Source organism: Nonomuraea spiralis, assembly GCF_014648435.1.
GTDB lineage: Bacteria > Actinomycetota > Actinomycetes > Streptosporangiales > Streptosporangiaceae > Nonomuraea > Nonomuraea spiralis.
In genome coordinates this window covers 235416-253374 of the sequence record NZ_BMRC01000013.1, presented here as the reverse complement: position 1 = coordinate 253374, position 17959 = coordinate 235416, and the positions used below count along the sequence as shown (strand labels likewise).

Genomic DNA, 17959 nt, shown 5'->3' with positions numbered 1-17959 from the left:
TACCGGTTCTCGTCACTGGGAGGCTGACGGTGCCCTGGCCTGATTTCCTGATCGCGGGAGTGCCCAAAGCGGGGACGACGGCGCTGCACACCGCGCTGAACCCGCACCCCGATCTGTTCCTGTCGCCGATCAAGGAGCCGAAGTTCTTCCTCACCGAGGGGCCGCCGCCCGGCCGGGGCGGGCCGGGCGACGCCGAGACCTACCGGGAACACGTCTGGCGGCGCGCGGACTACGAGGCGCTGTTCGCCGCCGCTCCCCCCGGGACGCTCGCCGGCGAGTCCACCCCCTTCTACCTGTACGACCTGGACGCCCAGAAGCGCATCCGCGCGGCGATCCCGCACGTACGGCTCATCGTGAGCCTGCGTGACCCGGTCGAGCGCGCCCACTCCAACTGGACCCACCTGTGGTCGGCCGGCCTGGAGCCGATCGGCGACCTGGTACGCGCCTGCGAGGCCGAGCCCGAACGCGTCGCCGCCGGATGGGCGCACTTCTGGCACTACACCGGACTCGGCCGGTACGGCGGGCAGCTCGCCCACCTGTTCACCCTGTTCCCCCGCGACCAGGTGCTGATCTTCCGCTACCGGGACATCGTGGACCGGCCGGCCGACACGCTCGACCGCATCTGCGCCTTCCTCGGCGTACGACAGGGGTTGCTCACCGGCGTCCCGAGGGAGAACGTGACCGCGCACCCGGACCCCGGCGCGCGGCACGCGCTGCTGTCCACCCTGCGCCGCACCCTCCCCGCGCCCCTGTCCGGGCCGCTGGAACGGCTGCTGCAGCGGCGCGGCAGGGCTCGCCGGCCGCTGTCATGGGAGCAGCGGCAGCGGCTGATCCCGTACTTCGCCGAAGACGTCGAGCTGCTCCAGCAGGTCACCGGGCAGGACTTCAGCGACTGGCTGCGGCCGAGGGAACGTTCGGGCGGGCTGGTCGGCAGCAGGCCGCCCGGCCAGCGGCAGGCCAGGAACGGCCGCGCCCACTGACCGGCGGGCGATGGTCAGCGGGCGGTGATCAGCGGGCGGGACGCAGTTCCGTGCGCAGGTCGTGGGCGCCGTCGGCGCGGGTGTACTCGTAGTAGAGCCGCAGGCGGCCGTCCGGCAGGTCCACGAAGTGGAGGTAGCGCAGGCCCCCGCCGTGGTGCGGCGACATCGCGGCGGGCCGGTCGCCGAGGGCGCTCAGCGCGTCGGGGTCGGCGCCCACGGCGACGCCGGTGCGCTCCTCGTAGTTCTCGCCCGCGCTGGCCCGGCCGTCGTAGAAGGCCACGACCCGGTCGCCGTCGAAGCGTACGGCGCTGATCCGCACGCCCCGCGCGTCCCACAGGCCGGGGCGGCCGGTCAGGGCGGTGCCGTGCCAGGTCCAGTCCAGGCCGTCGGCGCTGGTGGCGTAGTCGGTCACCATCTGGTCGGCCTCGTCGGGGTCGGTCAGCGGGTGGCAGGAGGCCCACAGGTGCCACACGCCGTCGCGCCGTACGATCACGGTGTCCTTGACCCCGGTCTTGGGGTCGCCGGGCAGCACGGTCGTACGGGTGCGCGGGTCGAACGCGGCCGGGTCGTCGGCCTCGACGACCTCCACCCGCCAGTGCTTGGTGCCCGGCGTGGCGCAGCTCAGGTAGAGCCGCCAGCGTCCCTCCGGGGTGCGCACCAGGCAGGGACGCTCCAGCGACTCGGCGTCCATCTCCTCGCGGGTGATGGTCGTCAGCGGCTCGAAGCGCTCGCCGTCGGCCGAACGGGCGACCACGACGGCGTACCCACGGCCCTCACCGACCGGACGGCGCAGGCGGTAGGCCAGGTAGATCAGCCCGTCGGCGGCGACGGCGCTCGGCGCCCCCGCCCAATGACCGGCCGCCGGGACCGGCGGCTCGACCGCCACGACGGCGCGGCCGGGATCGGGGAGCAGGGCGTTCTCGTCGATCGGCATGGAACCGAGGCTAGGCCAGGACGTGGAGCCGGACATGGCTGCTTACCTCTCCTTGGGATTATCCTTATTACCTATAGACTTTATGGGTTAGGGTCACCGCCGGGTCGTGGTTCACACCTTTCTCTCACCGTGGGCGCGCAGAACGATGGCGTGAACGAAAAACCCGCCGCGAAGGGGCTGGTCGCCGACGAGCCGCACCTTGAGCCGGCGCTCCCTGATCGCCTGCTCGTGGCACTCGCCCAGCTCGAACGTGCAGGCGGCGATCACGTGCTCGCGTTCGACGGGCGACAGGCTCAGCCAGAACAGCCGCGGCTGGCTGAAGTGGTCGGAGAACGTCGCGGGCGCCTCGCGTACCTTGCGGCCGGCGACCTCCACGAAGGCGCCCTGCTCGGCGCACCCGGCAGTTCGGCCGGGTCACGCGGATGACCGCACGTCAGAGCCGTTCCTGATGATCCGCGGACGCCGTCGGAGCGGGTGTGAATATGCTGGGGCGATGCCCACGCCTGAGTTCGTCGTCGCGCTGCGGGAGAAGATCGGCACCGAGCCGCTGTGGTTGTCCGGGGTGACCGCGGTCGTGCTGCGCGAGCACGAGGTGCTGCTGGTCCGCCGTGCCGACACCGGGGCCTGGACACCGGTCACCGGCATCATCGACCCCGGCGAGCAGCCGGCCGACGCCGCGCTGCGCGAGGTCGCCGAGGAGACGGGTGTCCACGCCGCCGCAGAGCGGCTGGCCATGGTGCACGTCACGCGCGAGGTCACCTACCCCAACGGCGACCGGGCCCGCTATCTCGACCTGGTGTTCCGCTGCCGCTGGCGGTCGGGCGACCCGTACCCGGCCGACGGGGAGAACACCGAGGCCCGCTGGTTCCCGCTGCGGGCCCTGCCGGACCTGACGCCCGACATGCGCGGCCGCCTCGACGCCGCGCTCGCCGACGACCCCGCCGCGCGTTTCCGTACGACCGGCGCCTGACCGGCCCACCTGAGACCGGCCCGTCTGAGACCGGCCCGTCTGAGACCGGCCCGCCGGGGCTCGCGTGGCGGGCGTGCCGCCGGACGATCTATGGTGGGGGCGAGTGCGGAAGGATCGGGCCCATGGCGGGAAAGACCATCGTGCTGACCGGCGCCAGCGACGGCATCGGCCGCGCCGCCGCTCGCGCCCTGCGGCGCGGCGGCGACCACGTCGTGATCGTCGGCCGTTCGGCCGGCAAGACCGAGGCGCTGGCCGAGGAGCTGGCGGCCGACCACCAGGTGGCCGACTTCGCGCACCTGTCGCAGGTACGCGCCCTGGCGGCCACGCTGCTCGACCGCCACCCCGTCATCGACGTGCTGGTCAACAACGCCGGCGGGATCATGGGCTCGCGCACCACGACGCCCGACGGCCACGAGGCGACGTTCCAGGTCAACCATCTGGCGCCGTTCCTGCTGACCACGCTGCTGCTGCCCCGCCTCACGGCCGCGGGCGGCACGGTCGTCACGACCTCCAGCCTGTTCAACACCCGCGCCCGCCTCGACCTCGACGATCTCGACGGGGTGCGCCGCTACTCGGGCAGCCGGGCGTACGCCAACTCCAAGCTGGCCAACATCCTGTTCACCCGCGAGCTGCAGCGCCGCCACGGCGCGGACGGCCTGGCCGCGGCCTCCTTCCATCCCGGCGTGGTCGCCACGAACTTCTCCGGCGGCGGCGACAGCGCTGCCCGGCTGCTCTACCACACGCCGCTGAAGCGGCTGCTGCTCACGCCCGAGCAGGGCGCCGACACACTGGTCTGGCTGGCCACCTCCGAGCCGGGCGCCGACTGGACACCCGGCGGCCACTACGAGAAGCGCCGCCCGTCGGCCACCCACCGCCTGGCCGACGACGCCGACCTCGCGCGCCGCCTGTGGGAACGCAGCCAGGCGCTCGTCGGGACCGGCTGACCGCACCGCACTGGGGGGCGCCTTCGCCGCGTAACGTCGTACCAGGGGCTGATGCGCGCGGCGGTCCCGTCTGCGATGGTGAGGACGTGGGATCAGCCGGGCGTGCTCACTGGTGGCCGCGACCGCCGTGCCGGGCGTCGCCCACGAGTCCTGACCCGTCCCGAGCACGAGGAGGGCCATGATCAGATTCGGCTACGCCGACACCCCGTTCGGCCAGATCCACTACGCCTCGTGCGGCACGGGCGAGCCGGTGCTCCTGCTGCACCAGACCCCCCGGTCCTGGGACGAGTACCGCGAAGTGCTCCCCCTGCTCGGCCGTACGCGGCGGGCCGTCGCCATGGACACCCTGGGCTTCGGCAACTCCGCCCGCCCGCCGGACCACTCGATCGAGACCTACGCCGCCGGGGTGCTGGCCCTGATGGACGCCCTGGACCTGCCGCGAGCCGCCGTGGCCGGGCATCACACGGGCGGCGTCGTCGCGGTCGAGACGGCCGCGCGGGCGCCGGAGCGCGTCACCGCGCTGGTGTTGTCGTCCACGCCGCTGATCGACCCCGAGGGGCGGCGGCGCCGCGCGGGCCGTCCCTCCATCGACGCCGTACGCGAACACGCCGACGGCTCCCACCTGGGCGACCTGTGGAGCCGCCGGGCGCCCTACTATCCCTGGCCGCTGCTGACCCGTTTCGTGCGCGACGCGCTGACCGTCCTGCCGGAGGTGGAACGCGGTCATGAGGCGGTGGCCGCGTACCGGATGGAGGAACGTGTCGGGCTGGTCCGCTGCCCGGTGCTGTGCGTCGGCGCCACCGACGACCCCTTCGCCTTCCCCGAGCTCGAACGCCTGACCGCCGCCCTTCCCCACAGCACCCAGGCCGTGGTCAAGGGCGGCGTGATCCCGCTGGAACATCAGGCCGAGGAGTTCGCGGCGCTCGTACAGGAGTTCCTCGACACCCGCTCCGGGCAGGCCGGCTGACCCGACCGCACGGGTTCAGGCGGGGGCGGGCCCACTCGAACCCGCCCCCGCCGAAGCCCGGGACGGCCAAGGCTCGCGGGCGCGGGCGGGTGAACGAGGTCAGAGAGCGGTGGGCGGGTCGGGGGCCAGGGGTGGGGTGATGGGGAGGGCGGACGGGGGTTGCCAGGTTGAGAGGAAGTGTTCGGCCAGCGCGCACGAACCCTCGTACGGACCCTCCGGATGGGACAGGGCGGCGGCCGTGAGGGTGCTGACGCGGCGGTCCACCAGGGCACGGGCGTCCTCGACGCCGGAGATCTCCCCGGCGCTCTCGGCGAGGTACCCGATCGTGGCCCCCGCTCCGCAGACGAAGTCCGCCAGCGTCACCACGCCCCGCGCCCGCAGCGTGCGTAGCCCCTCCGCCGTGTAGGGCACGTTCGCCGCGGGTGCGACCAGGCCGGCCCGTACCGTCGCCGCCCGCCGTGCCGACAACGTCCCGGTACGCGCGCCGGGGACCAGGACGTCGGCGGCCACCTCGTACAGCGCCCCGGACGGGAGCACGGGCAGGCCGAGCCGCGTCACGCAGGCGTCGCCGTACGCGGCGCGCAGCTCTTCCAGGGCGGCCACGTCCAGGCCGGAGGGGTCGGTCACGCACCCCTGCAAGGTGGACAGGGCGACGAGGCGCGCCCCACGTCGCGCCGCCTCGCGTGCCACGGCACCGCCCACCTTGCCGAAGCCCTCCACCGCCACCGTCCGGCCGTCGAGCCCGCCGAGCGCGGTGTCGGCGGCGGCGACCACCCCCAGCCCGGTCACGACGGTGTCCACCAGTTCCCCGCCCACCGGCCGGTGAACGGCGGCCGCCGACCCGCTGCCCGCCGACCGGTGGACGGTATCCGCAGGCTCCCCGCCGCCCGCCTCCCGGTGCATCACCGAGTCGGGGCGGTACCCGGGGAGCGGGGCGAAGTCCTGGGTGCGGGTGCCCAGGTCGGAGGAGGTGAGGAACTCGCCCGCCGCCACCAGCGGCGCGATCTCCGTGCAGTAACGCGCCAGGACGGCGCCCCGGTCGTCGGGCGCGGCCCGCAGCACCGCCTTGGCCCCGCCGATCCGCTCCCCGAGCACGGCCAGCTTGTACGTCATCGCCCGCGCCAGCAGCCCGGCCTCCTCGCGGGTGACGTCCGGCGCCAGCCGGGTGCCACCCGCACTCACCGGGCATTCCAGATCGAAGGCGACATAACCGTCGACCGAGACGAGTTCCATGATCCTCATCCGCGCTCCCCGCCGTCCGTGCGAACCGTGCCTGCCGCCCAATCTCGGCGTCGCCCGGCCGCCTGTCCATGGGTCAGGGAGCGTTGTAGCCCAAGGTGTACGAACCGGACCCGGAGTAGGCGTGCACGCGGTAGCGGTAGTAACCGGCCGCGCCGGTGTAGGTGAGCGACTCGTCGGCTCCCGACCCGGCGCTCTGGGCGACCGTCGCCCATGACGACCCGTTCCAGCGTTGCAGGTACAGGTCGTAGTCGGCGCCGGACGGGCCGTCCAGGCAGGCCTGGTGCGGGCCGGTGACGGTGGTCGTCAGGTATCCGCCGTCCGGCTGGTACTGCTCCGCGCCGGAGGTCAACGTGCCGGACTTGGTGGTCTCGTAGCCCGAGCAGCCGCCCGCGGCGGCCACGGACAGGCTGTAGACGGCCGTGTGGGTGGCGGCCGGCCCCGTCGCGCTCACCGTGATCTGGTACGTGCCCGCGATCGTCTGCGCGGAGGTGGACACCGTCATGACGGACGTGCCGCCGGACTGGACGGTGGCCGGCGCGAACGTCACGGTGGCCCCCGCGGGCACCCCGGTGGCCGCGAGTTGCACCGGCTGGGGCCCGCCGCCCGTGACGACGGTGGACAGGGTGCTCGTGGTCGTCCCGCCCGGCGTGACGCCGCCGCTCGCGGGCGAGAGGGTCATCGCGAAGTCGTCGCCGCCGCCGGTCGGCGGGGTGTTGTCGATCAGGCCGGAGATCTCGTTGTAGACCTCGGTGATGCGCGTCCCCCAGTTGGGGCAGCCGCCGAGGTGGTGAAGGGCGATCACCTTGTGGCTGGAGGCGGCGATGACCGGGGAGCCGGAGCTCCCGCCCGAGGTGTCGCAGCGGTAGCCGGTGTTGACCCCGGACGACACCACGTCGATCTTGCAGGCCGCGCCGCCCTGCGTGTCCTCGTACAGGGACAGGCGTTTGGGCAGGGTGTCGCCGTGGCCGGGGATGTAGATGCGTTCGCCCGCCACGGGGGGTCGCGGATCGAGGTACAGGGTGCCGAACCCCTGGATCGCGGCGAAGTCGGCGACGCTGAAGAGCGTGTAGTCGAGCGCTTCGAGGGCGCTGGTCTTCAGGAGCTGCCCTCCGCCGACCTTCGTCCCGGCGCCGGGGTTGTTCCCGCCGCAGGTCGCGCAGTCGTAGTCGAACTGGAACTCGCTGGCGCTCAGGTCGGCGGCGCTCTCCATGCAGTGGTGGTTGGTCAGCATGCGGTTGGTGTTGCCGACCCGCCAGGCCGTGCAGTAGCCGAGGCCGTTGAGGAGCTGGCGGGCCACGGCGCGGCTGCGGGCGTACTCGGTGGGGTTGCTGTCCTTGTAGCAGACGACGTCCCGGCGCGCGTCGGTGCCGCACACGCTGAATGTCCTCGGCGTGAGGGCCGCGGCCTCGTCGGTGGTGTAGCCGCGGAAGTACCGGTCGATGCGTACGCCGAAGCCCTGCCGGGCCAGCCGGACGGCGTTCCGCGCGCCGGACGCGTGCAGGGTGACCACCGCGGTGTCACCGTCGACCGACAGCGCGGCGAACCCGGGGACGCCGTGCAGGGTGTATCCGGAGTTGGCGGCGTAGCGGCCGCGGGTGGGGTCGCCGTAGTAGGTGTGGACCTCACGCCCGTCGGGCGCGGCGACGGTGACGTAGTCGCCCGGGACGAGGGTGAGCGCGGCGAAGTGCACCTTGACGTAGCGGGAGCCGGGCCGGCTGACGCGAGTGCTCCAGCTCCGTCCGGATCCGCCGTAGGACAGGGACAGGTCCGCGAGGACCTCTTCACCGGCCGGGGAGACCCGGCTGTCGGCCTGCGCCCGCAGGGGTACGGCGGTCGCGTGTGCGAGAGCGGGGGCCGGGGTCGCCGGCGTGATGACGGCCAGCGCTGCGATCAACGCCGTGGCCGCGGCTCTCCATCGGGACGGAATCATGCGAGGGACACCTCCACGTGAGGGGTGACCGAAGCAGGCCGCCGATCGCCGGGGAGCCGGACGCGGTCCGGCGCGTACGCTGCGCCGGTTGGAGGCCGGCGACTCCGGCGAACGGGCGGCCCGCCATGGTGGGGGGTGGGCAGAGGGTAACTCCCGGATACATCCGTACCGTTATCGGTAGCGATACCGATATTTCGCCCGACGGGCGAAATCTCAGGAAACGTTCCAGCCCCGCACCCCCACAACCTCGGCGATGTCAATAATCCTTGACACCGTGTCCGCTCTGTTTTACCTTCACCATGTCTACTTTCTTTGACATGGAGACCCTGCCATGAAGGCCATCACCCGGCACGTCTACGGCACCCCGGACCTCACCGACCACGAGCTCCCCACCCCCGGCCCCGGCGACGTGCTCCTGCGCGTGCACGCCACCGCCCTCGACCACGGCGTATGGCACCTCGGCGCCGGTCTGCCCTACCCCGTCCGCCTGGCCACCGGCCTCCGCCGCCCCCGCTCCCCTCTCCTCGGCCGCGACGTCGCCGGCACCGTCGAGGCCCTCGGCCCCGGCGTCACCGGCCTCGACGTCGGCGACGAGGTCTTCGGCACCTGCGACGGCGCGCTCGCCGAACACGCCGTCGCCCGCCCCGGCCACCTCGTGCGCAAACCCGCCGGGCTGTCCTTCGAGGCCGCCGCCGCCATCCCCACCAGCGGTTTCACCGCGTTACAGACCCTGCGCGACCACGCCCGCCTCCGCCCGGGACAGCGCGTCCTGGTCATCGGCGCGGGCGGCGGGGTGGGCACGTTCGCCGTGCAGCTCGCCAAGGCGTACGGGGCGCACGTCACCGGCGTCTGCGGCCCCGGCAAGGACGACCTCGTCCGCTCGCTCGGCGCGGACGAGGTCGTCGACCACACCCGCGAGGACCCGACCGCCGGGCCCCGCCGCTACGACGTCGTCCTCGACACCGCGGGCAACCGCCCCCTGCCGGACCTGCGGCGCGTCCTCACGCCCAGGGGCACCCTCGCGATCGTCGGCGGCGAGAACGCCTCCGGCCGCTGGCTGTACGGCACCGGCCGCCAGCTCCGGGCCACGGCGCTGTCGCCGTTCGTCCGGCACACCCTGCGGGCCCCCATCAGCGCCGCCGACCCGGCGGACCTGCGCCACCTGGCCGGCCTCGCCGCGACCGGCGAGCTCACCCCCGTGGTCGGCCGGACCTTCCCGCTGGCCGACTTCCCCGACGCGATGACGTACCTGCGGTCGGGCCACGTGGCGGGCAAGATCATCATGATCATGCCCGGCACGGCGTAGCTCACCAGTCCCCGGCGGGCACGCGGGTGTTGCGCAGCGGCTCGCCCGGCCTCCCGTCCGGCGCGGCCCACAACACCGCGTTGGCCAGCACCCGCCGCACGCCGTCCTGATGGAAGACGGGATAGTTCTGGTCGCCCGGACTGAAGTAGAAGACGCGCCCCTTGCCGCGCCGGTAGCAGCAGCCGCTGCGGAACACCTCGCCGCCGGAGAAGGAGCTGACGAACACCAGCTCGTCGGGCGCGGGGATGCCGAACGGCTCGCCGTAGGTCTCCTGCTCGGGGATGACCAGCGGCTGGGGCACGCCCGCGGCGATCGGGTGGGCGGGCTCGACCGTCCAGACCAGCTCGCGGTCGGCGCTGTCACGCCAGTTGACCGTGCAGGTGGTGCCCATGAGGGCGCGGAAGACCTTGGAGTAGTGACCCGAGTGCAGCACCAGCAGGCCCATCCCGGCCAGTACGCGCTCGCACACCCGCGCCACGACCTCGTCGCCGACCTCCTCGTGCGCCGCGTGCCCCCACCAGGTGAGCACGTCGGTGGCGGCCAGCGTCGCGGCGTCGAGGCCGTGCTCGGGCTCCCGCAACGTCGCGGTGCGTACGCGCACGCGTTCGCCCAGGTGCTCGCGCAGGCCGTCGGCGACGGCGCCGTGCATGCCGTCCGGGTAGCGGCGGCGCACCTTCTCCTCCCGCTGCTCGTGTACGTTCTCGCCCCACACGGTCACGTTGATGCTCACGCGCGATGTTCTCCCTCCCGGCCCGCCGCACCTGTCGTCCGGTCCCTACCCGGCGCACGGCCGATCCGGACACGACGGAAAATGTCTCGCGGAAGGAAGGGCGGTTTGGGTAGATTCGCCGGTGACCATGGACGTCATGCACAGCACCGCGCGGACAGCCGTCGAGCCCGGCGGCGTCGAGATCGCCTGCGACGAGTCGGGCGCGGAGGGCGAGAAGCTCGTCGGCGGCAACACCGACGTGTTCGCCCACGCCGGCGTCTCCCTCGACGCGGCCGCCGCCGCCGAGATCGTACGGGAGCTGCGCGTCAGGGCGCCGTCCCCGGTCACCGAGTACAAGGCCGAGCACGTGCTGCGCGAGAAGAACCGGGCCACCCTGGTCTGGCTGCTCGGCCCGTCGGGACCGATCCTGGGCCATGCCCGGGTGCACCTGACCGACAAGGCGTACTTCGCCGTGAGCAAGCTGACCGACCTGCTCGCAGGCCACCACTCCAGCCTCGGCCTCGACCAGGACGAACGCTCCACCGCCCTGGCCCGCACCCTCTACCAGGAGGGCCGCCCGGCCTTCGGTCCCGGACGCTGGACGGCCTTCCTCGACGCCTTCAACCACCTGCTCAGAGCCAGGAACGGCCGCGCCCCCGAGACCTCCGTCGAGTCGGCCTTCGAGCTGGTCGCCGACCTGCGCACGACGCCCGGCCCGGCCGGGGAGATCATGGACCTGCTGTGGGCGGCCCGGCCGCGCGTGGACGCCTTCACCGAGCGCCTGCTCGACGACCCGCACGTCTTCCCCGCCCTCGACCCGCTGATCCCGGCCATCGCGCACGCGGTGGCGTACTGGGGCGCGGGCGGCCGGCCCGTCTCCGTCGTGCACGACCGGCAGACGACGCTCACCGAGGAACGGGTCGAGCGGCTGCGGTCGCTGCTCGCCCGGCCGGGCGGCCGTTCCGGACCACTGGTGCTGACGAGCCTGACGCTGGTCGCCTCGCACCTCGACACGCGCGTCCAGGTGGCCGACATCGTGGCGGGCGTGGCACGCAAGATCTCCTCCAAGGAGCTCAACGGCCGCGGCGACCCCGAGCTGACCGGCCTGCTGCGCCCGTACGTGGACACCTCCTCGATCTGGCCGGACGAGCGCAGCGGGGCCGCGCTGATCGCGGGTCAGCCGAGCGCGGCACGCGCCTCGGCGGCGGCCTCCGGGCTCAGCACCGGCCGCGAGTAGATCTCGATCAGCGTACGCATCAGCAGGCGCTCGCCCTCCGGCGTGGACAGGTCGGCGCCCATGGCACGGGCGACGTGCGGATACAGGACCGGGACCGACAGCGCCATCGCGGCCATCACGGCCGCCCGCGCCCGCGCCGGGACGTCCGGCGCCTCACCCCGCTCCCGGTCGGCCGCGGACAACCAGCGCTCCCCGATCCCGGTCATCTCGTCGAACAGCGGTGAGGCCCCGCCCTCGGTCAGGGCCCGCGCCAGGTAGGCGCGGTAGGGGCCCATGACGGCCACCGGGCTGAACCCGGCCGACAACCCGGTGGCGGCCTCGTCGTGGAGCCGGCGCACCATCTTCATCAGATGCTCGTCGCACGCCTCGCGCAGCGCCTGCTTGGAGCCGAAGTGGTGGCGGACCAGGCCGAGCGAGACCCCCGCCGACTCGGCGATGCCGCGGATCGTGGCCCGCTCGAACCCGTGCTCGCCGATGTGCCGGATCGCGGCGTCGCGGATACGCGCCCGCGCCGTGAGGTCCTCCGGGTCCTGGACGGTCGTCATCGCACCACCGATTCGTACAGCGGACTGTTCGCGCGGAAAGCATACTGTACCGGCGTGCAGCCCGACCGGACCCCGGGCCGCGCGGGACGGGCCGCGGGCGGCTACGCTCCTGCCCTGTGCCGACGTTCGATCTGCCCATGCGCCTGGACACCACCATCCGCCCCTACGACTGGGGCTCCGTCACCGCCATGCCCGAGCTGTTCGGCACCGAGCCGACCGGCCGCCCGCAGGCCGAGCTCTGGATGGGCGCCCATCCGGCCGACGCCTCGGTCGCCGGCGGGGTGCCCCTCGACCGGCTCATCGCGGCCGACCCCGTCTCCGCCCTCGGCGGGCCCGCGGTCGCCAGGTTCGGGCCGGCGCTGCCGTACCTGCTGAAGGTGCTCGCCGTCGCCCGGCCGCTGTCACTCCAGGTCCATCCCACGATCGCGCAGGCCGAGGCCGGGTTCGCCGCCGAGGAGGCGCGCGGCGTCCCGATCGGCGACCCGGCCCGCACCTACAAGGACCGCTCGCACAAACCCGAGATGATCTGCGCGATCACCCCGTTCCACGGGCTGTGCGGCTTCCGCTCCCCCGTCGTCACCGCCGGACTGCTCGCCCGCCTCGGTGTGCCCGGCCTCCAGCCGTGGATCGACGCGCTCGCCACCCGGCCCGCCGGCCAGGCGCTGCGCGCCGTCTTCGCCCAGATGCTCGACGACTCCTGCGCCCCGCTGCGCGCCGAGGTCGAACGTGCCCTCGCCGACTCCGCCGACCCCGGCCTGGCCCCGTACGCCGGGATCGCCGCCGCCTGCCCCGGCGACCCCGGAGTCGTGGCCGCCCTCCTGCTCAACCACGTCGACCTGCTCCCCGGCCAGGCCCTCTACCTCGGCGCCGGCGTGCCGCACGCCTACCTGGGCGGCGTCGGCGTGGAGATCATGGCCAGCTCCGACAACGTCCTGCGCTGCGGCCTGACCACCAAGCACGTGGACGCGCCCGAGCTGATGCGGGTGGTCGACTTCACGCCCGCCGAACCCCACCTGGTCGAGCCCGAACGGCCCGGCGCCGGCGAGCTGCGCTACGTGCCGCCGGCTCCCGAGTTCGCCCTCACGCGCTACGACCTGACCGCGGCCGACCCCGTCGAGCTGCCCGGCGGGCTGCCCCGGATCGTGTTCTGCCTCGAAGGCGAGACCCGGGTCGGCGAGCTGGCCCTGCGGCCGGGCGAGTCGGCGTTCGTCGCGGCCGTCGCCGGGACGGTGTTGTCGGGGAAGGGTGTGGCGTACCTGGCCGGACCAGGCGCCTTTACAGTGTAGATCCGCAGGACGGCGACATTTCGGCCGCCGGTTGAACGTCGCCTTCCTAGGCTCCCCCCATGAACACGGCAACCATCGGCCACATCGCCATCGAGCCCAGCATCCTCTACTTCGGCACCCCGGTCGTGCTGCTGACCACGCAGAACCCGGACGGCTCGACCAACCTGGCCCCCATGTCGTCGGCCTGGGCACTCGGCCGGACGGTCGTGCTCGGCCTCGGCGCCGACGGGCAGACCGCGCGGAACCTGGCGGCCCGGCCCGAGCTGGTGATCAACCTGCCGGCGCCGCACCTGTGGCCGCAGGTGGAACGGCTGGCGCCGCTCACCGGCCGCGACCCGGTGCCGGACACCAAGGCGGCCGGCTGCCGGTTCGAGGCCGACAAGTTCGGCGCGGCGGGCCTGCGCCCCGAGCCCTCCGAGACCGTACGGCCGCCGCGCGTGGCCGAGTGCCCCCTCCAGCTCGAGGCCGTCGCCGCGCAGATCCGGACGAACGAGTCCGACGACTTCGTCATCGTCGAGGCCGTCGTGCGCAAGGTGCACGCCGACCCGCGCATCGTCGTCCCCGGCACCCAGCATGTCGACCCGGCCGCCTGGAGCCCGCTCGTCTACAACTTCCGCCACTACTTCGGCCTCGGTCCGGAGCTCGGCCACTCCTACCGTACGCAGACCCCGCGTCCGGCCTGACCCCGGCGGCGGGTCAGCCGGCCGTCGAGGCGCAACCCGCGTACGAGGGACGGGCCGACGCCAGCGCCGAGGGCTCCTCCAGCCCGCGCGGCGGCGGCGTGGGACGGTCGGCCGCCACGGTCAGCACCAGACCGCCGAACCTGCGCCACCACCCGTGCGCCACCCCGCCCCCGCCCGCGCGTACGGTCAGCCCGCTCCACCCGTCGCAGGACCGGCCGCAGCCGAGCGAGACCTCCAGCGAACGGCTCTCGGCGCGGCGCAACACCTTCGACGCGCTCTGTTTGGCCGACCAGAGCAGGCTGCCCAGCAGCGGGTCGCCGCCGATGATCTGCTGCTCCTGCCGGGTGAACCGGTCGGCGACGAATTCCGGGCCGCGCGGCTCGACCAGTTCGAGGTCGCAGCCGACGGCTCCGGGCTCCAGTCCGAGCAGGCAGACCGCCCATCCGGCGCGGCTGGTGAGCGAGATGCCCACCGGCAGCGGGCGGCCGTCCCGCCACGCCTGCGCCGCGCCGTCGGGCCGCCGCCGTACGTCCGGGTCCCCCGCGGGGCCGGGGCAGACCAGGTGCAGCGCCTGCCTGACGGTCCAGCGGGCCAGCGGGTGCTCGGCGGGCGGGCCGTCGTCCGCTCCTGCCGACCGGTCCTCTCCCGCCGGGAGATGTCCCTCCCCGCGAGCCAGCCACCTCATCGAGCCTCCATTCCGCGCACCAGCGCTTCGGATGACCTCCGGCCGCGGCACGGCGGCCGGGATCGCGTGATCGACCGACCCGGCCGCCACGCCCGGACGGCCGTCTCGCGCAGCTTCTCGCCGGCACCTCCTCGAACGCCTGCCGCGGCGGCGGACGCGCCGCCCCGCGTGATACTTCACGGGTACGTGCCCGCGCTCCGCCGCCGAACACCCCGGCGGGGCTCTCCACTAGTGTGATCTTGTGACCGGAATTTTCACAGTGTTCCCAGCCTCTCCGGGCGACGGTGAGGCGCTGGGAGAGATCCACGCCGAATCATGGAAAGCCGCCCACGCCGGCTTCTTCGCCGAGGAGTTCGTCGAGGAGGCCGTCCGCCATCGGCGCGGCAGGTGGCACGACGTGCTCGCCGAGCCGAAGGGCCGCCTGGTGCTCGCCGCGCTCGACGGGCGGCGCCTGGCCTTCTCCTACTTCGGTCCCTCGCCGTCCCGGCCGGGCGCGGCGGAGATCTTCAGCTTCTACGGCCACCCCGAGGGCTGGGGCTCCGGCGTGGCCGGCGCCCTGATGACCGACACGCTGCGCCGGATCCGCGACGACGGCTTCACCCGCGTGCACCTGTGGACGCTGCGTGACATGCCGCAGTCACGCCGTTTCTACGCCAAGAGCGGCTTCACCGAGTCGGGCGTCGCCCGCGCGCACGACCACGGCGACGGCAACCCGATCGAACAGGTCGAGTACGAGCTGACCTTCCCCTGACCCGCGCCCCTCCCGCGCCCCCTCCCACGCGCGCCGACTTGACAGAGTTCCCCTGCGTATTTCGCGGTGAATACTCCGGAAGCGGCCCTCTCGTTGACCTTCTCCACGGCCACTGGCAACCATTCTTGAGTATCGCCAAGCGGGCACGAGAACGGTCGAGTGATCGCGTGAGAGGAATGGCATGAGCGCGAATGCTTTGTACGCCGGTCGAGACTGGAAACTCGACCACGACAAGCGAGTAAAGGTCAACAACGCGGAACTGCGCTACACGGTCGTGGGGCGCGGCGAGCCGGTCCTGTGCATCCACTGCACCTCTATTTCGGACGGCCTCATCACGCCGCTCCTGAAGTACAACCCGGAGCTGCTCGACAAGTACCAGTTCATCAGCTATTACCGCGCCGGGTACAACGGCAGCACGCTGGAGAAGGACAGCCTGAGCATCGAGGAGGGCGCCGAGCACGCCAAGCAGCTCCTCGACCACCTCGGCATCGACAAGGCGCACGTCATGTCGTACTCCTTCGGCGGCGTGATCGGCTTCCAGTTCATGCTCTCCTACCCCGAGCGCACGCACTCCGCGGTGCTGCTGGAGCCGTACCTGCCGCGGGAGGGCGCCGAGGCCGAGAAGGCCAACAACGACGCCGTGATGACGGCCATCCAGCTCGTGCAGAAGGGCGACAAGCTCACCGCCGCCTGCGACTTCATGGCCGCCGTCTGCGGGCCGAGCTACCTCGGCTCCGTCGACATGACCTGCCCCCTCGACGTGTGGGAGCGGGTCGAGGAGTGCGCGGACGTCACGTTCACGGTGGACTTCCCGGCCCTGGGCGGCTGGGGCTTCCGCATGTCGAAGGCCGACCAGCTCGTGCCGAACAAGCCGCAGATGCCGGTGCTGGCCGTGATGGGCCTGGACAGCGAGGCGGCCATGCCCGGCTTCCGCGAGGCGCAGCACTTCCTCATGAACTGGCTGCCCCAGGCCGAGCGCTGCGGCATCGTCGGCGCCACCCACGGCCTGCAGATCATGAACCCGAGAGCGGTCGGCGAAGGCGTCTCGGCCTTCCTCGCCAAGCACCCGATGCAGTAGCACCCGACGCAGTGAGAGGAGAGCCATGTCGGATCTGACGGCTGAGCGACTGGCGGCGGCCCACCAGGCGCTGCGGTCCGGCGACCGCGAGCGCGCGCTGGAGTACTGGCACCCCGACGTGCGGTTCCAGTCCCCCGGCAACCACCCGTACGCCGGATGGCACGACGGCCTCGACGCCTTCATGGGCTTCATCAGGACCTGGCAGCGGCTGGCCGGCGGCACGCTGCGCATGGAGCAGATCGCCTGCCTGGTCAACCCGGTGGACGGCTACACGATCGACGTCAACCGCTGCACCGCCGTACGCAAGCGCACCGGCTCGGACGGCACCTCCTTCTACGAGCACCTCCAGATGGAGGGCGTGGACCTGATGCGGTGGGAGAACGGCCGCGTCGTCGAGGGCCGCGGCGGCATCTTCGGTGACGGGACCGCCAACTTCAGCTCGTTCTTCGGCCCGATCGGCCCCAACGGGCTCAGATCCGACGACTGAGCGGGCATCCCGGCGGGCCGGTGCGGACCGGCCCGCTTTCTCATGCCCGCGGTCCCCCGTCCACCTCCCTGTACCCGCCCGCTTTCGTGCCCCGGAGCCCCGACCCGCAGGAACCGAGCCGACAGGAGAAGACATGACCCGTTTCCGTGGCATCCTCCGCGCCTCCGCCGCCGCCCTGGCCGTCACCGCCGCGCTGGCGGCGGCCGCGCCCGCCCAGGCCCTCCTCGCCCCCTCCTTCCGGGCCGTGGACCCACCCGGCGACCCGACCACCCTCTGGAACGTCGACGTGCTCGACGCGAACAACGCCTTCGCCGTCGGCTGGCGCGGCTACGACGGCTCGCCGGACACCTCCGTGCTGCGCTGGGACGGCTCCACCTGGACCAGGCTGCCGCTCACCGCCGGGTACGACGTGCCCAGCCCGTGCTGCGTGGCCGCCGTGGCGCCGGACAAGGTGTACGTGACCGGCAGCCGGAGCATCGCCGACGTCTCCTGGCCGCGCTCGGCGTACTGGAACGGCTCGGTCTGGTCGGAGATCCCGCCGCCGCCCGGCTGGACGCCCCCGCTGCCCGGCGACGAGTGGAACGGCCCGATCGCCGCCACCAAGGACGGCTCGCTCTGGTCGATCAGGTTCAAGAGCTCCGGCGGCACCGACATCCTGCGCCTGCGCCAGGGCGTCTGGACCGTCTACCCGCGTACCGAGAACCTGGGCCTGCTGCGCGCCGTGGACGGCGGCGACCAGATCGTCTTCGCCGCCGAGAACGGCGTCGTCCTGTGGGACGGCACGGCCCTGCGCTCCCTCGGCAGGCCGGGCCTCAGCCCCCGGGGCGTCTACGTCGAGGGCCCCGGCCGGATCTGGGTCAGCGGCTACCAGCCGCGCCCCAACCGGCCCGCCACCCCGGCGATCTCCCGCTACGACGGCACCCGGTGGACCGTCTCGGCGTTGCCCGGCGACCCGGGCAACGGCTACGCGAGCATCAGCGGCGACGGCGAGGGCCACCTGGTGATCCCGAGCGGCGGCGGCACCACCGCGCCCGCCTACCTGTACTTCGACGGCACCTCGTGGAGCAAGGTCAGCGGCCCGTCCCGCCCGTCGGCCGGGTACGTGGGCTCGTACGCCGTGGACCGCGTCCCCGGCACGTCCACGATCCTGTCGGTGGGCGGCGCCAACGTGACCAACCTGACGGGGTTCGCGATCAGTGAGCTGATCGGCCCCCGCTGAGCGGGC

The 17959-nt window shown here is 73.1% G+C and carries 19 protein-coding genes; 12 read left to right on the top strand and 7 right to left on the bottom strand.

Translation table 11 applies throughout. The features are described from left to right. The first annotated feature begins 29 nt into the window (after window positions 1–29). Window positions 30–980: a sulfotransferase family protein gene (locus IEZ27_RS30645; RefSeq protein WP_189650421.1), complete on the top strand. Its 951-nt coding sequence runs from the start codon at window positions 30–32 to the stop codon at window positions 978–980. Window positions 981–1008: 28 nt separating this feature from the next. Here IEZ27_RS30645 and IEZ27_RS30640 read toward each other — a convergent pair whose 3' ends face one another. Beyond that, on the bottom strand, window positions 1009–1914 hold the full coding sequence (locus IEZ27_RS30640) for a glycoside hydrolase family protein (RefSeq protein WP_189650420.1): 906 nt from the start codon (window positions 1912–1914) through the stop codon (window positions 1009–1011). Window positions 1915–2025: 111 nt separating this feature from the next. Beyond that, entirely contained in the window at window positions 2026–2289 is a 264-nt protein-coding gene (locus IEZ27_RS55330) for a catalase-related domain-containing protein (protein ID WP_189650419.1), read from the bottom strand. Between the two features lie 118 nt (window positions 2290–2407). Between IEZ27_RS55330 and IEZ27_RS30630 the strand changes: the two genes are divergently transcribed. The 3 genes from IEZ27_RS30630 to IEZ27_RS30620 all read left to right on the top strand — a co-directional run bounded on the left by IEZ27_RS30630 (window position 2408) and on the right by IEZ27_RS30620 (window position 4795). Beyond that, a complete protein-coding gene (locus tag IEZ27_RS30630) occupies window positions 2408–2884 on the top strand; it encodes an NUDIX hydrolase (RefSeq protein WP_189650418.1) in 477 nt (158 codons plus the stop codon). A gap of 122 nt (window positions 2885–3006) precedes the next feature. Next, complete coding sequence (locus tag IEZ27_RS30625) at window positions 3007–3828, top strand: SDR family NAD(P)-dependent oxidoreductase (protein WP_189650417.1); 822 nt, start codon at window positions 3007–3009, stop codon at window positions 3826–3828. 178 nt (window positions 3829–4006) lie between these two features. Next, a complete protein-coding gene (locus IEZ27_RS30620; protein ID WP_189650416.1) occupies window positions 4007–4795 on the top strand; it encodes an alpha/beta fold hydrolase in 789 nt (262 codons plus the stop codon). Window positions 4796–4894: 99 nt separating this feature from the next. Here the strand turns inward: IEZ27_RS30620 and IEZ27_RS30615 are convergent, their stop codons facing one another. After that, complete coding sequence (locus IEZ27_RS30615; RefSeq protein WP_189650415.1) at window positions 4895–6037, bottom strand: Glu/Leu/Phe/Val dehydrogenase; 1143 nt, start codon at window positions 6035–6037, stop codon at window positions 4895–4897. 73 nt (window positions 6038–6110) lie between these two features. After that, a complete protein-coding gene (locus tag IEZ27_RS30610; protein WP_189650414.1) occupies window positions 6111–7967 on the bottom strand; it encodes a trypsin-like serine peptidase in 1857 nt (618 codons plus the stop codon). Window positions 7968–8298: 331 nt separating this feature from the next. Here IEZ27_RS30610 and IEZ27_RS30605 point away from each other — a divergent pair, with 331 nt between their 5' ends. Beyond that, window positions 8299–9273, top strand: coding sequence for an NAD(P)-dependent alcohol dehydrogenase (locus tag IEZ27_RS30605; protein WP_189650413.1), 975 nt, complete (start codon window positions 8299–8301; stop codon window positions 9271–9273). Between the two features lies 1 nt (window position 9274). Here the strand turns inward: IEZ27_RS30605 and IEZ27_RS30600 are convergent, their stop codons facing one another. Beyond that, window positions 9275–10003, bottom strand: coding sequence for a ThuA domain-containing protein (locus tag IEZ27_RS30600; RefSeq protein ID WP_189650412.1), 729 nt, complete (start codon window positions 10001–10003; stop codon window positions 9275–9277). A gap of 136 nt (window positions 10004–10139) precedes the next feature. On the opposite strand from IEZ27_RS30600, the gene IEZ27_RS30595 reads away from it, so the two are divergent. After that, window positions 10140–11219: a hypothetical protein gene (locus tag IEZ27_RS30595; RefSeq protein WP_229824492.1), complete on the top strand. Its 1080-nt coding sequence runs from the start codon at window positions 10140–10142 to the stop codon at window positions 11217–11219. Here the strand turns inward: IEZ27_RS30595 and IEZ27_RS55075 are convergent. After that, window positions 11159–11764 carry a TetR/AcrR family transcriptional regulator gene (locus IEZ27_RS55075; RefSeq protein ID WP_189650411.1) on the bottom strand — a complete coding sequence of 202 codons (606 nt, stop codon included), beginning with the start codon at window positions 11762–11764 and terminating at the stop codon, window positions 11159–11161. The two genes, IEZ27_RS30595 and IEZ27_RS55075, sit on opposite strands and share 61 nt — an antisense overlap. Window positions 11765–11880: 116 nt before the next feature. Here IEZ27_RS55075 and manA point away from each other — a divergent pair, with 116 nt between their 5' ends. Both manA and IEZ27_RS30580 read left to right on the top strand, forming a co-directional pair. Then, window positions 11881–13050, top strand: coding sequence for a mannose-6-phosphate isomerase, class I (manA, locus tag IEZ27_RS30585; RefSeq protein WP_229824491.1), 1170 nt, complete (start codon window positions 11881–11883; stop codon window positions 13048–13050). Window positions 13051–13109: 59 nt separating this feature from the next. After that, entirely contained in the window at window positions 13110–13733 is a 624-nt protein-coding gene (locus tag IEZ27_RS30580; RefSeq protein WP_189650410.1) for a flavin reductase family protein, read from the top strand. 13 nt (window positions 13734–13746) lie between these two features. Here the strand turns inward: IEZ27_RS30580 and IEZ27_RS30575 are convergent, their stop codons facing one another. Continuing rightward, window positions 13747–14418, bottom strand: coding sequence for a 4'-phosphopantetheinyl transferase family protein (locus IEZ27_RS30575; RefSeq protein ID WP_189650409.1), 672 nt, complete (start codon window positions 14416–14418; stop codon window positions 13747–13749). 259 nt (window positions 14419–14677) lie between these two features. Here IEZ27_RS30575 and IEZ27_RS30570 point away from each other — a divergent pair, with 259 nt between their 5' ends. The 4 genes from IEZ27_RS30570 (at window position 14678) to IEZ27_RS30555 (ending at window position 17953) form a co-directional block, all read left to right on the top strand. Beyond that, window positions 14678–15169 carry a GNAT family N-acetyltransferase gene (locus tag IEZ27_RS30570; RefSeq protein ID WP_229824490.1) on the top strand — a complete coding sequence of 164 codons (492 nt, stop codon included), beginning with the start codon at window positions 14678–14680 and terminating at the stop codon, window positions 15167–15169. Window positions 15170–15350: 181 nt separating this feature from the next. After that, a complete protein-coding gene (locus tag IEZ27_RS30565; protein WP_221762375.1) occupies window positions 15351–16247 on the top strand; it encodes an alpha/beta fold hydrolase in 897 nt (298 codons plus the stop codon). A 25-nt stretch (window positions 16248–16272) separates the two neighbouring features. Then, window positions 16273–16734, top strand: a complete 462-nt coding sequence (locus IEZ27_RS30560; protein WP_125638077.1) for a nuclear transport factor 2 family protein — start codon at window positions 16273–16275, stop codon at window positions 16732–16734. 133 nt (window positions 16735–16867) lie between these two features. Then, complete coding sequence (locus tag IEZ27_RS30555) at window positions 16868–17953, top strand: ligand-binding sensor domain-containing protein (RefSeq protein ID WP_189650408.1); 1086 nt, start codon at window positions 16868–16870, stop codon at window positions 17951–17953. Window positions 17954–17959 lie beyond the last annotated feature (6 nt).

Coding starts and splice junctions, on each gene's coding strand:
- IEZ27_RS30575 (WP_189650409.1), bottom strand. CDS start 14,418: ATGAGGTGGCTGGCTCGCGGGGAGGGACATCTCCCGGCGGGAGAGGAC.
- IEZ27_RS30620 (WP_189650416.1), top strand. CDS start 4,007: ATGATCAGATTCGGCTACGCCGACACCCCGTTCGGCCAGATCCACTAC.
- IEZ27_RS55075 (WP_189650411.1), bottom strand. CDS start 11,764: ATGACGACCGTCCAGGACCCGGAGGACCTCACGGCGCGGGCGCGTATC.
- IEZ27_RS30615 (WP_189650415.1), bottom strand. CDS start 6,037: ATGAGGATCATGGAACTCGTCTCGGTCGACGGTTATGTCGCCTTCGAT.
- IEZ27_RS30610 (WP_189650414.1), bottom strand. CDS start 7,967: ATGATTCCGTCCCGATGGAGAGCCGCGGCCACGGCGTTGATCGCAGCG.
- IEZ27_RS30565 (WP_221762375.1), top strand. CDS start 15,351: ATGAGCGCGAATGCTTTGTACGCCGGTCGAGACTGGAAACTCGACCAC.
- IEZ27_RS30555 (WP_189650408.1), top strand. CDS start 16,868: ATGACCCGTTTCCGTGGCATCCTCCGCGCCTCCGCCGCCGCCCTGGCC.
- IEZ27_RS30640 (WP_189650420.1), bottom strand. CDS start 1,914: ATGCCGATCGACGAGAACGCCCTGCTCCCCGATCCCGGCCGCGCCGTC.
- IEZ27_RS30560 (WP_125638077.1), top strand. CDS start 16,273: ATGTCGGATCTGACGGCTGAGCGACTGGCGGCGGCCCACCAGGCGCTG.
- IEZ27_RS30625 (WP_189650417.1), top strand. CDS start 3,007: ATGGCGGGAAAGACCATCGTGCTGACCGGCGCCAGCGACGGCATCGGC.
- IEZ27_RS30630 (WP_189650418.1), top strand. CDS start 2,408: ATGCCCACGCCTGAGTTCGTCGTCGCGCTGCGGGAGAAGATCGGCACC.
- IEZ27_RS30580 (WP_189650410.1), top strand. CDS start 13,110: ATGAACACGGCAACCATCGGCCACATCGCCATCGAGCCCAGCATCCTC.
- IEZ27_RS30605 (WP_189650413.1), top strand. CDS start 8,299: ATGAAGGCCATCACCCGGCACGTCTACGGCACCCCGGACCTCACCGAC.
- IEZ27_RS30595 (WP_229824492.1), top strand. CDS start 10,140: ATGCACAGCACCGCGCGGACAGCCGTCGAGCCCGGCGGCGTCGAGATC.